12 protein-coding genes are annotated in these 15,600 nt (G+C 27.9%); all 12 read right to left on the bottom strand.

The annotated features are described in order from the left end of the window. Window position 1: 1 nt before the first annotated feature. Window positions 2-820 carry a 30S ribosomal protein S2 gene (rpsB, locus tag ACTTA0_RS04545; RefSeq protein WP_440676255.1) on the bottom strand — a complete coding sequence of 273 codons (819 nt, stop codon included), beginning with the start codon at window positions 818-820 and terminating at the stop codon, window positions 2-4. Between the two features lie 129 nt (window positions 821-949). Next, on the bottom strand, window positions 950-4,366 hold the full coding sequence (gene dnaE / locus ACTTA0_RS04540) for a DNA polymerase III subunit alpha (protein WP_440676254.1): 3,417 nt from the start codon (window positions 4,364-4,366) through the stop codon (window positions 950-952). Next, window positions 4,359-5,036 (bottom strand): ABC transporter ATP-binding protein, encoded by a 678-nt coding sequence (locus ACTTA0_RS04535; protein WP_440676253.1) that lies wholly within the window; start codon window positions 5,034-5,036, stop codon window positions 4,359-4,361. The genes dnaE and ACTTA0_RS04535 overlap by 8 nt, the downstream gene beginning before the upstream one ends. Beyond that, window positions 5,029-6,258 carry a lipoprotein-releasing ABC transporter permease subunit gene (locus tag ACTTA0_RS04530; RefSeq protein WP_440676252.1) on the bottom strand — a complete coding sequence of 410 codons (1,230 nt, stop codon included), beginning with the start codon at window positions 6,256-6,258 and terminating at the stop codon, window positions 5,029-5,031. Before ACTTA0_RS04530 ends, ACTTA0_RS04535 begins: the two co-directional genes overlap by 8 nt. Then, window positions 6,255-7,589, bottom strand: coding sequence for a proline--tRNA ligase (proS, locus tag ACTTA0_RS04525; protein ID WP_440676251.1), 1,335 nt, complete (start codon window positions 7,587-7,589; stop codon window positions 6,255-6,257). The genes ACTTA0_RS04530 and proS overlap by 4 nt, the downstream gene beginning before the upstream one ends. Before the next feature lies 1 nt (window position 7,590). Continuing rightward, a complete protein-coding gene (locus ACTTA0_RS04520) occupies window positions 7,591-7,836 on the bottom strand; it encodes a DUF1467 family protein (RefSeq protein WP_075506651.1) in 246 nt (81 codons plus the stop codon). Next, complete coding sequence (locus ACTTA0_RS04515) at window positions 7,836-9,494, bottom strand: ribonuclease J (protein ID WP_440676250.1); 1,659 nt, start codon at window positions 9,492-9,494, stop codon at window positions 7,836-7,838. The genes ACTTA0_RS04520 and ACTTA0_RS04515 overlap by 1 nt, the downstream gene beginning before the upstream one ends. Window position 9,495: 1 nt before the next feature. Further along, window positions 9,496-10,242: a type III pantothenate kinase gene (locus tag ACTTA0_RS04510; RefSeq protein WP_440676249.1), complete on the bottom strand. Its 747-nt coding sequence runs from the start codon at window positions 10,240-10,242 to the stop codon at window positions 9,496-9,498. Between the two features lie 5 nt (window positions 10,243-10,247). Then, window positions 10,248-10,784, bottom strand: coding sequence for a biotin--[acetyl-CoA-carboxylase] ligase (locus ACTTA0_RS04505; RefSeq protein WP_440676248.1), 537 nt, complete (start codon window positions 10,782-10,784; stop codon window positions 10,248-10,250). Next, on the bottom strand, window positions 10,784-12,202 hold the full coding sequence (gene nuoN, locus ACTTA0_RS04500; protein WP_440676247.1) for an NADH-quinone oxidoreductase subunit NuoN: 1,419 nt from the start codon (window positions 12,200-12,202) through the stop codon (window positions 10,784-10,786). The genes ACTTA0_RS04505 and nuoN overlap by 1 nt, the downstream gene beginning before the upstream one ends. A gap of 1 nt (window position 12,203) precedes the next feature. Continuing rightward, entirely contained in the window at window positions 12,204-13,685 is a 1,482-nt protein-coding gene (locus ACTTA0_RS04495) for an NADH-quinone oxidoreductase subunit M (RefSeq protein WP_440676246.1), read from the bottom strand. Next, window positions 13,685-15,598: an NADH-quinone oxidoreductase subunit L gene (gene nuoL / locus ACTTA0_RS04490; protein WP_440676245.1), complete on the bottom strand. Its 1,914-nt coding sequence runs from the start codon at window positions 15,596-15,598 to the stop codon at window positions 13,685-13,687. The genes ACTTA0_RS04495 and nuoL overlap by 1 nt, the downstream gene beginning before the upstream one ends. Between the last annotated feature and the right edge of the window lie 2 nt (window positions 15,599-15,600).

Genomic DNA, 15,600 nt, shown 5'->3' with positions numbered 1-15,600 from the left:
TTTAATTTAACTTTCCTTTATCTTCATTTGAGAATTTTTTTTCTAATTTTTCTCTATCAATTTCTTGAATAGTTTTGTTTTTACTATCATCATTAATATCTTTTGTTTTTTCTTGCTTAGGTTCAGATGATTGGATTGAACTTTTTGCATTATTAATTGTTTCTTTAATTAAATTACAATAAAGGTCTATTGCTCTTCTTGCATCATCATTTCCTGGAATTGGATAATCAATATTATCAGGATTTGAGTTGCTATCGAGAATGGCAATTATAGGAATACCTAATTTTGATGACTCGGCAATAGCTAATGACTCATAGTTAGTGTCTATTACAAAAACTAATTCAGGAACTTTTTTCATTTCTGCAATTCCACCTAAAGATCTTTGAAGTTTATCTTTTTTTACACTCATTTTAAGAAGTTCTTTTTTAGTAAACCCTCTATTTTCAGCAGCTAAATCAATTTCTAATTTTTTTAATTTTTTAATTGAATTAGATATTGTTCCCCAATTAGTTAACATTCCACCTAACCATCTATAGTTTACAAAGTATTGATCTGTCTCTTTTGCTACTTCTGCAATAGCTTCTGATGCCTGTTTTTTAGTTGAAACAAACAAAATTTTTCCATTATTTGCTATTGTATTATAGACTTTTTCTAAAGCTACTTTAGTCAACTCAAGTGTTTGAGTTAAGTCCATTATATGAATTGAGTCTCTTTTTCCAAAAATGTATTTCTTCATTTTTGGATTCCATCTCAAAGTTTTGTGTCCAAGATGAACACCAGCTTCTAATAATTGTTGAATTGTGACGTTAGGTATTTTCATATTTATTCCCGGTTAAGCCACCACAGTAATTTCCAATTAAGGACCGGAGGTATAAAACCAACAACTGTGTGCGTGTTAATTTAAATTAATGGTTATTTACAAACATTTGTTAAAATTGACAAGTTTTATTTAGCTAATTTCTGCTTGAATTTGCTGTTTTCTTAAAAGATTTAAAGATTTTCTATCAAGATTCATTGGTTTTTTTAATTGAAAATTTAAAATTTGATCTTTTGTTGAGAGATTAAATTTTACTTGGGTTTTACCTTCTTGATTTAAGAATTTTGAAATCTCTTGGATTTGTTCAATAGATTTAACATTAAATGATATTTCATTAATTGGACTATTAAATAAATCTTTTAAAGAAGCTATTTTTTGAACATTAATTCTTTTAAAACGATTTTCATCATTAGAAATATTCTTAACCAAGGTTAAAATTAATGAGTTACCTTCTTTTAGGATTTCTCTATTTAATTCTAACAAATCTGAAAAAATAAATATTTCAAATACACTATTTAAATCTGTTAACTTTAAAACAGCATACGCATTTCCTTTAGCAGTTTTTCTCTCTTGAACTTTAAGTAATGTTGCGGCTACATTAACATTTTCTGAATTATCATCTGATATAAATTTTGCATAATCATTAATTTTATAGTCTTCAAAAATTTCTGTAAATTGATTTAATGGGTGATCAGATATAAAAAATCCAACCGCTTCAAATTCTCTAGATAATCGCTCTTCAAATTTCCAATCTTCTATTTTAACGATAATATCTTCTTCTGTTTCAATGTTATCAGAAAATAAATCTATTTGATTAGCTAGCTTATTTTCAGAAATATTTTTATTTTTTAAAATTAAATTAGGTATTGAGTTAAAGATTGCTTGTCTATTTGAGTTTAAATTGTCAAATGCTCCAGCTTTTACTAATCCCTCTAATTGTAATTTATTTATATCTTTGGGATTAATTCTATTTATAAAGTCATTAATAGATTTAAAATTTCCATTTAACTCTCTTTCTTCAACAATATTAGAAATTGCCTCATAACCTACAGCTTTAATTCCACCTAAGGCATAATAAAATTTTCCATCAATAGTTCTAAAATCAGCAAAACATTCATTAATATCAGGTCTAATTGTTTCAACATCAAGTCTTTTTAATTCTTCATAAAACTCACTTAATTTATTTTGATTAGAAATATCCATAGTCATTGATGCAGCAATAAATTCTTTAGGATAATAAGTTTTTAAATATGCAGTTTGATAAGAAATTATTGCATAAGCTGCAGCATGACTTTTGTTAAAACCATATTCTGCAAAAGGTTCGATTTTTAAAAATATTCCAGCTGCAACATCTTTAGCAATACCGTTTTTAACTGCTCCAGCAATAAAACCTTGTTTTTGTTTCTCTAGTTCTGCTCTCTTCTTTTTACCCATTGCTCTTCTTAAAAGATCAGCTTGACCCGCAGTAAATCCTGAGAGTTTTTGAGCAATCTGCATTACTTGCTCTTGATAAATAATTACCCCATATGTGGGTTTTAAAATATCTTCCAATAATGGGTGTAAGTAATCAGGTTTTTGCTTTCCATGTTTGCAGTCGTTATAGGTTGGTATGTTACTCATTGGGCCTGGTCTATATAATGCTACTAGTGCAATAATATCTTCAATATGATTTGGCTTCATATGAAGCAAAGCCTCTCTCATTCCAGCACTTTCAATTTGAAATAAGCCTACTGTTTTACCAGATGATAATAGATCAAAAACTTTCTGATCATCAAAATCTATTTCTTCAATATTAAATTTTTTATCTTTTTTTCTAACTAATTTTTGAGTGTTATTTATTACTGTTAATGTCTTTAACCCTAAAAAATCAAATTTAATTAAACCAGCATTTTCAGCTGAATACATATCAAATTGTGTTGAAGGTAAAAGTAAATCTGCAGAAGTATCTTTATATAAAGGAACTACTTCTGTTAATTTTTTATCAGCAATCACAACTCCTGCTGCATGAGTAGCAACATTTCTGTTCAGACCTTCTAATTTTAATGACAACTCTGTTAATTTTTTTACTCTAGTATCTTCATTAATTAGCTTTTGTAATCTTGGCTCTCCAGCTATACATTGGGTTAGATTTTGAGGTCTGGAGGGATCAAAAGGTATCATTTTTGAAATGCTATCAATAAACCCATAAGGTAATCCCATAACTCTACCAACATCTCTGATCACCATCCTTGCTTTAAGTTTACCAAAAGTAATTATGTGAGCTACACTATCTTTGTATTTTTTTGTTAAGTATTCAAAAACAAGGTCTCTTTTATCCTCACAAAAATCTATATCAAAATCAGGCATGGAAATACGATCTGGATTTAAAAATCTCTCAAAAATTAAATTAAACTTAATTGGGTCAACATCAGTAATTGATATACACCAAGCAACCAATGATCCAGCACCTGAACCTCTACCAGGACCAACTGGTATATCATTTTCTTTAGCCCATTTAATATAATCAGATACAATTAAAAAATAACTCGAATATTTCATTTTAATAATTATTGAAAGTTCATGATCTAGTCTTTCTTTATAAAGAAGAAAATTTTTATCATTTTCAAGTTCGCTATCTTTAACATTAAAAACTTTTAAAAATTTATCTCGCAGTCCTTCTAAAGAATATTTAGTTAAAAGATCATCTGCATTACCATCTTTATCAGTGCTAATGTTTGGCAATATAGGATTAGAGAATAATGGTCTAAAATTACATCTTAAAGGAAAGTTATAATTGTTTTCTAATGCCTCTGGTATATCAGCAAATAACTCTGTCATTTCAGAGTTAGTTTTTAAATAATGTTGATCGCTTAATTTTAATCTATTTTTTTCATTAATATAGGTTTTGTTACCAATACAAATCAAAGCATCATGTGCTTCATGCATATCTTTTGATAAATAAAAAACTTCATTAGTAGCAATTATTGGTATTTCTAATTCTATAGACTTTTTTAGATTAAATTTTTCAAACCCATTTTCATTTGTATCATTATGACGTTGAATTTCTAAATAAAACCTATCTCCAAAAACTTCTTTAATTTTTGAATAAATTTCGTTTATTTCTGTATATTTTCCTTTATCAAATAATTTTCCAAAAAGACCTAAAACTGTACCTGAAAAAACTGAAACACCATCAGAACTTTTTAATAATTCATCAAAATTTACATGTGGATCACTTAATTCATCGTTTTCTAAATATGAATTCGAGGACAATTCAATAATGTTTTTATAACCTGTTTCATTCAAGGCAAATAAAGGCAACAATCCAGTTGTATGATTTAGTTTAAAATTAATTTGAGTACCAATAATTGGTTGTGTTCCTGATTTAGAAATTTTTTCTGCAAATTCTAAAGCTCCACATAAATTAGAAGTATCACTTATTCCTAAAGATTTAATTTTGTTTGATTTACAATATTCTTGTAAATCATCAATCTTGGCTGCGCCTTCACATATAGAATATTGTGTATGGACTTTTAAATGATTAAAGTTTTGATTTAATGACTCAGACATTAGATGATTTTATAATACCATCTCTCATCTCCAATAGGCAATCTGCCTTATTAGCAAAAAATCTATTGTGAGTTGCAAATATTATTAATCTATCTGATTTTTTTTGATTATATAAAAGTTTAAAAACTTCTTTTGCTGTATTCATATCCAAACTACCTGTTGGCTCATCTGCCAAGATTATTTCAGGATCATTTACGATAGCTCTTGCTATAGCTACTCTTTGAGCCTCACCGCCTGAAAGTTGTGAAGGAAAGTGATTTGATCTATTTGAAAGACCAATTTTTTTTAATAATTTTTTAGACTTTATAATTGCTAATTCTTTATCATTATTGTTAGCAAGTGATGCTAAATAAATATTTTCGATGGCAGTAAAATCAGAAAGAAGGTTGTTTTGTTGATAAACAATACCAATTTTTTTGGATCTTAAAATATCATTTTCTTCTGTTTCATTAAAATTAATTTGATTTTGATTAAACATAATTTGACCTGATGAAGGTCTGTCTATTAAAGAAATTAAATTTAACAAAGTTGATTTACCTGAGCCAGAAGGGCCCATGATTGAATAAATTTTACCTTTTTCAAAATTTTGTGACAAATCTTTTAAGACTTTAATTTTTTTTTCAGTCTCAAAGCTTTTAGATATACTTTTTAATTCTAAATACTTACTCATATTTTAAAGATTTAATTGGATCTAATCTAGCTGCTTTAAAAGCAGGAAAAATTGATACTAAAATAGTTATAATTATTGAGCAAACTGAAATTAGAATAATTGATGTCAGATTGATTTCAGAAGGCATCTTGCTTAAAAAATATATTTCTTCAGGAAATAAACTTATATTGAAAACTGAGCTTAAAAATTGTCTAAAATTTTCAATATAAATAGAAAAAGTTACACCTAAAAAAATACCAAAAATTGTTGCAGAAGTACCTATTATTACTCCAACTAAAAAAAATATTTTAATTATTGATTTATTTAATACTCCAATTGATTTTAAGATAGCAATATCCCTCGTTTTGTTTTTTACTAAAATAGTTAATCCTGAAATAATATTAAATGCAGCAACAATTATTATTAGTGACAAAATAATAAACATAACATTCCGTTCAACTTTTAGAGCTGAAAATAATGAACTATTCATATCTGCCCAACTAAAGACAAAATCATCATCAAAAACTTGTTTCACTATTAATTTTTGAGTTTCAATATTATTTGGATTTTTCAGATAAATTTCTAAATTTCTGTCGTTGGGATCGTATCCAAAGAATTCTTCTAAAACATTAAGTTCTATAAATGCAATATTGTTATCAAATTCTGCTAAACCACTATTAAAAATTGAATTAACAATAAAAGTTTTTTGTTTTGGCATACTGCCAATTATTGTTTGAACACCGGATGGTGACATTAAAGTCAATTCATCTCCTATTTCAAGATTTAGAGAAAAACTTAGTTCGCTTCCAATTGATATAAAATTTTCATCAAATAGACTTAAGTCGCCTTTAAATTTTTCATTTGTTAATACCTCTAAATTTAAAAGATCATTGTGTTTATAGCCTCGTAACACTATTCCTTTAGTATTATTGTTTTTTAGAATAATTGCCTCTCCTGAATTACTAAAAATTATATTCTTAGAGATTAACTTTAGTTTATTATTTATTTTATATTCATCTATTGAATTTGAATAAGGTTTAACAGTAATATGTGAATTAAATCCTACAATTTTATTAATTAATTCTGTTCTAAAGCCATTCATTACTGACATAACAATAATAAGAACAGCAACTCCTAGACTTATTCCGATGAAGGAAAATATTGAAATAACATTTAAAAAGCCATCCTTTTTTCTAGCTTTTAAAAATCTTAAAGTAATTTCTTTTTCTAAAGTAGAAATCAAATTGAATTTTTTTGTTTATTTATAATTTCTATAATTTTGCTTAAAGGCAAGTTTTGAGTTTCACCACCTGTTTCTTTGAACTCTAATAAATCACCTTCACTCTTCTTTCCAATGATAATTTGATACGGAGCCCCAATTAAATTCATTTTTTTAATTTTGGATGAAAAATTTTCATCAGTGTCATCAATAAGAGCATCAATATTATTTTTTAATAACTCACTGTTAATATTATTGGCTTTAACAAGTGCTGAATTATCGTTTTTATTTATCATTGGTATCAAAGCAATATCATATGGAGCAACAGACAATGGCCATTTCATGATTTCATTTTTTTCATCATATTTTGCCTCTATTATTGCCCCAACTAACCTTGATACACCAATTCCATAAGAACCCATTTTAACAAAATCTTTTTTTCCACCTGGTAAATCTACTGATGCATTCATAGGTTTTGAATATTTGTCTCCAAAATAAAATATATGGCCTACCTCAATACCTTTTGTGATTAATTGATTTTCTTTAGAAACTATTTTTTCAAATTCATCTTTATTAAACTTTTCATCTGTCACAGCATAAAATTGCTCATATTTTTTTCTCATTTCTTCTAACGATGATTTTTCTAATTGAGTATCATCACTATTTAAGTCAAAAATTCTTTTATCAGTAAAAATTTTACTTTCTCCCGTGTCTGCTAGGATAATAAATTCATGAGATAAATTTCCTCCAATTGGGCCTGTATCAGCAGCCATAGGTATTGCGGTTAGATCTAATCTTTTAAAAGTTTTTAAATATGAAAGAAAAAATTTATTATAAGAAAAAAATGCTTCCTCATCTGATACATCAAATGAATAAGCATCTTTCATATAAAACTCTCTTCCCCTCATTATTCCAAATCTAGGTCTTATTTCGTCTCTAAATTTCCATTGTATGTGGTACATAAGTTGGGGTAATAATTTATAAGATTTAATTGAAGATCTAAAAATTTCTGTAACTTGCTCTTCATTGGTAGGTCCATAAAGCATTTCTCTATTTTGACGATCAGTTATTCTAAGCATCTCCTCACCGTAATCATCATATCGACCACTTTCTTTCCATATCTCACTAGATTGAATTGTTGGCATTAATATTTCTTGAGCTCCAATCTTATTTTGCTCTTCTCTAACAATTTGTTCTATTTTTTTCATTACCTTAAAGCCTAAAGGTAACCATGAGTATATTCCTGCAGAAGCTTGCTTTATCATACCAACTCTTAACATTAATTGATGAGATTTAATTTTTGCTTCAGAAGGATTATTTTTTAATATCGGAATAAATGAATTTGATAAAAGCATCTTAACTAATCATATTTCTTAAATTTAAATATTCAAATTTTATTAATAAATAAATAATGATAAAAATTACAGTTGTTATACCAGTGCAATACAAGAATTTTTTCAACATTTTTGGGTTTTCAGGTGATCCTGGATCTTCACCATCAATTTTTACTGTTTTTGCTCTGTTTACATCAATAGGAAGTATAGCAAAAAAAACTATCCACCATATAATTACATAGATAATTGCTAAACCAGTTACACTCATTAAATTCTAACTAAGTTAATATTGGTGAAAGGTTTTTTTCCCGTTCTTTCTTTAGAAAATTTTCTGCAGGCAATTTTCAATGCATCAATTAAATTATGCTCTTGTTGTTTGCTTCCAATTTTAAAAGTTCTAGAAGTTTTTTCTATTTCTTCTTCTAACCCATATACAAATTCTTCTCTATCATCTACTGGCAACCCACGAAAAGAAAGCACAGGATTGCTGTGAATATTTCCCTTAGGTGTTATCATTAAAGTTACTTCTAGATATCCATTAGCACTCAAATTTTTTCTATCTTTTATTGACTGTGAGTCTGGATCAACACTTACATTGCCATCTAAATATAATCGACCACTTGGAGCTTTGTCGTAAACTTCAGGCTGATTACCAGGATATAACCTAACTATATCACCGTTTTCTACTTGTACAGGATATGGAACTTGCATTTCTTTTGCAAAATTTATGTGTTCTATCATGTGCCTATGTTCACCATGTACAGGTATTACGCATTTAGGTTTAACCCATTGATACATTTCCTTTAAATCTTCTCTATTTGGATGACCAGAAACATGAACAAATTCAGTCTCTTCAGATATCACTTCTATACCATCTTTAACAAGTTGGTTGTGCAATTTATAAAGTTTTTTTTCATTTCCAGGTATAATTTTTGATGAAAATATTACAGCATCATCTTTTTCAATGAAAACATCAGGGTGCACATAACTAGAAATTCTCATCATGGCTCCCATTGGTTCTCCTTGGCTACCTGTACAAAGATAAACTATTTTTTCTCTTGAAAAATTTTTAGCTTCACGAGGGTCAATTGGTTCAATTGTATTTTTTAAATATCCACATTGACGTGCAGCTTTGTAAATACGATGCATCGATCTTCCAACTAGTGAAATTTGTCTTCCTGTTTGTTCAGCACAATAAAATGCTGTCTCCATTCTTGCTACATTAGATGCAAAAGAAGTAATTATAATTCTCTTTTTTAATCTCGACATTACATTTAACATATTTTTTCTGACATCAAGTTCAGATCCAGACTTGCCGGCACTAAAAACATTAGTAGAGTCACAGATCATTGCCAATACTCCTTCATCACCAATTTCTTTTAATCTCTTCTCATTTATATTTTCACCAATAAGTGGATTGGGATCTACTTTCCAATCTCCTGTATGTAAAATTACACCAGCTGGAGTTTTTATTCTTAAGCCATTAGGTTCTAAAATTGAATGAGTTAAAGTTATATATTCAATTTCAAATGGATCTAATGAAACAGTTCCATTCAATTCAACAATTTGTAAATCACTAGTAATATCTATTTGTTTTTCTCGAAACTTATCTCTAATCAAAACTGCTGTAAATGGAGTAGCAAATATTTTACATCGTAATTTTGGCCATAAATGTGCGATTGCTCCAATGTGATCCTCATGTGCATGAGTTAAAACTATACCCAGCAAGTTATCTTTTCTCTCAACAATAAATCCAGGATCAGGATAAATTAAATCAACACCTGGTATAGTGTCATCAGCAAAAGTTACACCAATGTCTACCATTATCCATTTATGATCGCTTGGTTGACCGTAACCAAACAAATTCATGTTCATACCAATCTCACCAGATCCACCTAGTGGACAAAATAACAATTCATCTTTCATATTATTTTATTTGCTCAGAAATCTTTATTAGACCTTTAATTGTAATATCTTGGTTATGTTTAACTTTCGATTTTATTGAACTTGTAAATAAATCAGAAAATCCACCTGTCAATACAACTTTAAAGGATTTTCTTGTTTCTTTCTTAATTAAATTAATCATATTGTCAATTAAACCAGCATAACCCCAAAAAAAACCTGATCTAACAGCAGAAAGTGTGTTGCTGCCTATTACTTTTTTCATACGTTTAAGCTCAATTTTTGGGATTAAAGTAGCTCTGTCTGACAAAGTATTAAGAGACAACTTAATACCAGGAGCTATTATTCCTCCCATATACGTATTTTTTATTAAAACATCAAATGTTGTAGCAGTACCAAAATCTAAAATTATATAATTATTTTTGTTATCCAATAAGCTTATGGCATTTGTAATTCTATCAGAACCTACCTGTTTGTAATCAACTTTAATTTTAATCATTGATTTTAAATTCAAATTTTTTACTTCATTGCATTTAACTTTAGTGATTTTAGAAAAGTAGTTTTTTATAATTTTAAAAGTGTTTGGGACAACACTACAAAACAATATTTTTTCAATTTTATTTATTTGAATTTTATTTTTTTTAAATAAAATTTTTAATTGCTTATTATTTATTTTTTTTGAAATAAAAGTAATTCTTTTTAAAATTTTATTCCTTTTGGAAACTAAAAAAATTTTAGTGTCAGTATTTCCTATGTCACCTAAAATATACATATTAATTAATTTATTTTATACATTTTTGATATTCTTTTTTCAAAAACTAGTTTCAAATTTTTTTCTAATTCAGATTTATTAATTTTTTTTCCTATTATTCTATATAAATTTGTAGCTGGATAATTTTTAATATTTGGATTTTTTATTACATTAATTCCTATTCCTGTAATTAAAAATTTTTTATCTGATTTCGTTATAATTTCTTGTAAAATCCCACTAATCTTTTTTTTATTAATTAATAAATCGTTTGGTTTTTTAAAATTAATTTTATTTTTTATATATTTAGAGAGTGTTTGTTTAACTAAATTACAATTTAACTTTGTAACTCTTTCTATTGAGTATCTATTTTCATCAAATGGATGAAAAAAAGAAGCAAATAAATTTCCTTTATATGAAATCCATTTTCTTCCATACTGACCTCGACCACTAAATTGTTTTTCAGCAACAACCATACCAAATTTATAGTTAGTTTTTTTTATTATTCTTGCAGCTGTATCGTTAGTACTTTTTATTATTTTAAAATTAAATTTCTTAAATTTCATTAAATAATATTAATTCTTGATACTACCTCAATTAATTGGCTTGGAAATATGAAGTATAAAAGAATTAATATTGTAGAAAAAGTTAATGAAAATTTTAACCATAAACTATGATCCGAATCATATTTATCTTTTTCTTTATCAAAGTACATAATCTTAATTATTCTTAAGTAATAGAAAGCTGCAACAACAGTAGATAACAATCCAACAATAGCTAAAAAATACATTGATTGTTCTAAAACTGCTTTGAAAACATAAAACTTAGCAAAAAATCCTGCTAGTGGTGGTATCCCTGCTAATGAAAATAATATTACAAGTAAAGAAAGTGATAATAATGGATGATTTTTTGATAAACCAGATAAGTCATCAATATCTTCGTAATATTGATTGTTTCTTCTAAGCATTAACAAACAAGAAAAAAGAGCCAAATTCATTACAACATAAATTGAAATATAAATTATTGAACTTTGAATTCCTTCATTAGAAGCAGTGGCAAGACCAGCCAATGTGTAACCTATGTGTCCAATAGAGCTATAAGCAACTAGTCTTTTAATATTTGTTTGTCCAATTGCTGCAATTGCACCAAATAGCATTGAGGCAATAGATAAAAATACAATTATCATTTGCCATTGATCGATTAGATTTAAAAATGGAACATATAAAAATCTAATAAATACGGTTAACGCAGCGATTTTTGGTACCATTGTAAAAAATAAAGTTACTGTGGTTGGAGATCCTTCGTATACGTCTGGTGCCCACATATGGAATGGCACTGCTGAAATTTTGAATGCTAAACCTACTAAAATAAAAACTATCCCAAAAGTCAGTACATACTCATTTGAATTAAGTTGCGTGGAAATCACATCAAAGTTTGTAGATCCTGAAAAACCATAAATTAGTGAACATCCATAAAGTAATAATCCTGATGATAATGCACTTAAAACAAAATACTTTAAGCCTGCTTCAGATGATTTTAGTTGATCTCTGTTGTAAGTTGCTAAAACATATAAGGCTAATGATTGTAACTCTAGGCCCATATAAAACACAATTAGATCATTAGAACTAATCATAACCATCATTCCTAGTACAGAACTCAAAATTAAAACTGGATATTCAATATTAAAAATTTTAAATATTTTTAAATAACCAGAAGAAATAACCAATACTAGAAAACCACCTAATAATGTAATGATCTTCATAAATGAAGACATCTTATCTATTACAACACTGCCATTAAACAAAGTTTCTCTATTCACAGAGAAAGTTTCGTTAATAGTAATTATAGCGGCGATTAAAAATACAAATAAAGACAAGTTAAAAGTAATGCCTGAACTATTTTTTTTAAATACTCCCAATACAAGCAAAAACATTATTGATAATGAGATAAAAATTTCAGGTAAAATTAAATTTAAATTTTCCATGTTATTTACTCGCTAAATTAATATTATGCATATTTATTAAATTTGAAACGGAAACCTCAATTGTATTAATCAAAGGATCTGGATAAAAACCAAAAAATAAAGTTGGTATAGCTAAGCATGTTAAAATTACATATTCTGATTTATTCAAATCTAACATTTGTTTTAAATCTTCATTAACTAATTTTCCAAAAACAACTCTTTTATACAACCAAAGCATATAAGCAGCTCCTAAAATTACTCCTAAGCTTGCTAACACAGCTACTAAAAAATTATCCTTAAAGGCACCCATCAAAATTAAAAATTCACCGATAAAACCACTTGTTCCGGGTAATCCTAAAGCGGCTAATGTAAATAACATAAATAAAATCGAATACTTTGGTATTATGGCAACAATACCACCATAAGAATTTATCATCCTTGAATGCATACGGTCATAAACAACACCAACACACAAAAATAAAGCTGCAGAAACTAATCCATGACTAATCATCTGAATTATACTTCCTTCAATACCTTGCTGTTGAAGAGTAAAAATACCTAAAGTTACAAAACCCATATGTGCTACAGATGAATATGCAATTAGCTTTTTCATGTCTTCCTGCATTAAAGCGATAAAAGAAGTAAAAATTATTGCTATAACACTTAAAGTATAAATAAGAGGTGTGAATACTTCAGAAGCCACAGGAAATAACCCTAGTGAAAATCTAATAAAACCATATCCTGCCATTTTTAACAAGATAGCAGCTAACAAAACTGAACCGGCTGTAGGAGCTTCAACATGGGCATCTGGCAACCAAGTGTGAACAGGCCACATAGGTGTTTTTACTGCAAAAGAACTAAAGAAAGCTAACCACAATAAATTTTGGTATTTAGCGTCAATTCCAATTTCATAAAGTTTAACTACATCTGTTGTGTCTGATATCCAGTATATTGAAATGATCGCAACCAGCATTAAGACTGATCCAAGCAAAGTATATAGGAAAAATTTAAATGCGGAATAAACACGTTTTGGACCACCCCAAATACCAATAATTAAAAACATTGGAATTAATCCAGCCTCAAAAAATAAATAAAAAACAACTAAATCAAGTGCACAAAACACACCAATCATGAAACTTTCCATGATTAAAATTGCAATTAAAAAATCTCTTAATCTATTTTTTACTGAATTGTTAACTGAAATAATACAAAGTGGAGTTATGAAGGTTGTTAAGATTATAAATAATATAGAAATTCCATCGACACCAACTTTATAATCAATAAATCCTTTAATCCATGTTCTGTCTTCAACAAATTGAAAATCAGATATGCTTTGGTCAAATGATATCCACAAATAAATAGAAATTAAAAAATTAACTATACTTGTAAATAAAGCTACATATTTAGCTGTTGAATTATTTCCATCTTTATCTTTTGTAAAAAATAAAAAAAGAGCTCCAATAGTAGGTAACAAGATTAAAGATGATAAAATTGGAAAGCTCATTATTTAACTATCAAGAAGGTTAATAAAGCAGAAAAACCTAACAACATTACAAAAGCATATTGATAGATAAAACCACTTTGAAATTTATTTGCTTTAATAGAACATTTTTTTATAAAAGAAGAAATTCCATCAGGACCAAATCCATCTATTATAGTTCCATCACAAACTTTCCATAAAAATGTCCCTAGTTTTTTCGATGATTTAATAAAAATAACCTCATACAACTCATCAAAGTACCATTTATTGACAAGGAAATTGTATAAAGGTTTATTCATTGAAGCTATTTCATTTGGCAACTCTTTGTTCTTAACAAATAAGTAATAAGCAATAGGTATTGATAGGATAACTAAACTAGGTGTTAAAAGTAAAAACCATGTTGGCGGATGATCTGTGCTAAGAGGTTCTAAAAATTTGATTGATTCTGACCAAAAATAATTTTCACCACCATGTCCAATGAACAAATCTTTAAATAACATGCCTGCAAAAATTGCACCAATAGAAAGCACAAATAACGGAACAAGCATTACCAAAGGTGACTCGTGCGTTTCTTCAATTTTAATCTCTTTATTATTATATTCGCCATGAAATGTTTTGAATATTAGTCTCCACGAATAAACTGACGTTAAAAATGCAGTAACTATTCCAATACCAGCTGCATAATAACCTGTTGTATTTCCTTTCAAATATGCAAATTCAATAATTGCATCTTTTGAATAAAAGCCTGATAAGAAAGGAAAACCTGTTAAAGCAAGAGTTCCTATAATCATTAAAGCATAAGTGTAAGGTAATTTTCTCCATACACCTCCCATGTTATTAATATTTTGCTCATCTTTAAAAGCATGAATTACTGACCCTGATCCTAAAAATAATAAAGCTTTAAAAAATGCATGCGTAAATAAATGAAACATAGCTACATTGTAAGCGCCTACACCAGCTGCAAAAAACATATAACCAAGTTGGCTACATGTTGAGTAAGCAATTATTTTTTTAATATCTGTTTGAACTAAAGCTACAGTTGCAGCAAAAAAAGCTGTTGTCATTCCAACTACAGTAATCAAATTTAAAATTACTGGAGAAAATTCATAAATAGGTGAGCATCTAACAACTAAAAATACGCCTGCAGTAACCATTGTTGCAGCATGAATTAGAGCAGAAACTGGTGTTGGTCCTTCCATTGCATCTGGCAACCAAGTATGAAGTAAAATTTGAGCTGATTTACCCATAGCTCCGATAAATAACAATAAACAAACCAAATCTATCGCTTTAACTTCAAAACCTAAGAAGGATAAATTTTTATCTACCACAGTTGGAATTTGCTGGAAAACTTCATCATAATTGACAGTCCCAAACAAATAAAAGACTAAAAAAATACCTAATGCAAAACCAAAGTCACCTACTCTATTAACAACAAAAGCTTTGATTGCAGCTGCATTAGCACTCTCTTTTTTAAACCAAAAACCAATTAAAAAATATGAGCAAAGTCCAACTCCCTCCCAACCAAAAAATAGTTGAATAAAATTATCTGACGTTACAAGCATTAACATTGCAAATGTAAATAATGACAGGTAAGCCATAAATCTTGGTTTATGTGAATCGTGGGACATGTAACCAATTGAATAAATATGCACTAAAGCAGATACAGAAGTTACAACTACTAACATTACCGCTGATAGAGGATCAATTAACATTGACCAATTAACATCAAGTGAACCTGAATTAATCCAAGTTGCTATAACAATATTTTCTTCATATTGATTAATGATTACCTGATATAAAACAATTATTGATAAAATTGCAGATATAGAAACTAATGCACTAGTTACTATTTCAGAATTTCTATCACCAATGTAACGTCCAAAAAAGCCTGAAATAATTGATGCTATTAATGGAAGAAATAAAATTGAAAGTTCCATTA

Origin of the sequence: Candidatus Pelagibacter sp. HIMB1593 (assembly GCF_052047755.1) — a bacterium.
Classification (GTDB): domain Bacteria; phylum Pseudomonadota; class Alphaproteobacteria; order Pelagibacterales; family Pelagibacteraceae; genus Pelagibacter.
The sequence above is the reverse complement of the archived record's forward strand: the minus strand, read 5'-3'. Positions and strand labels throughout refer to the sequence as shown.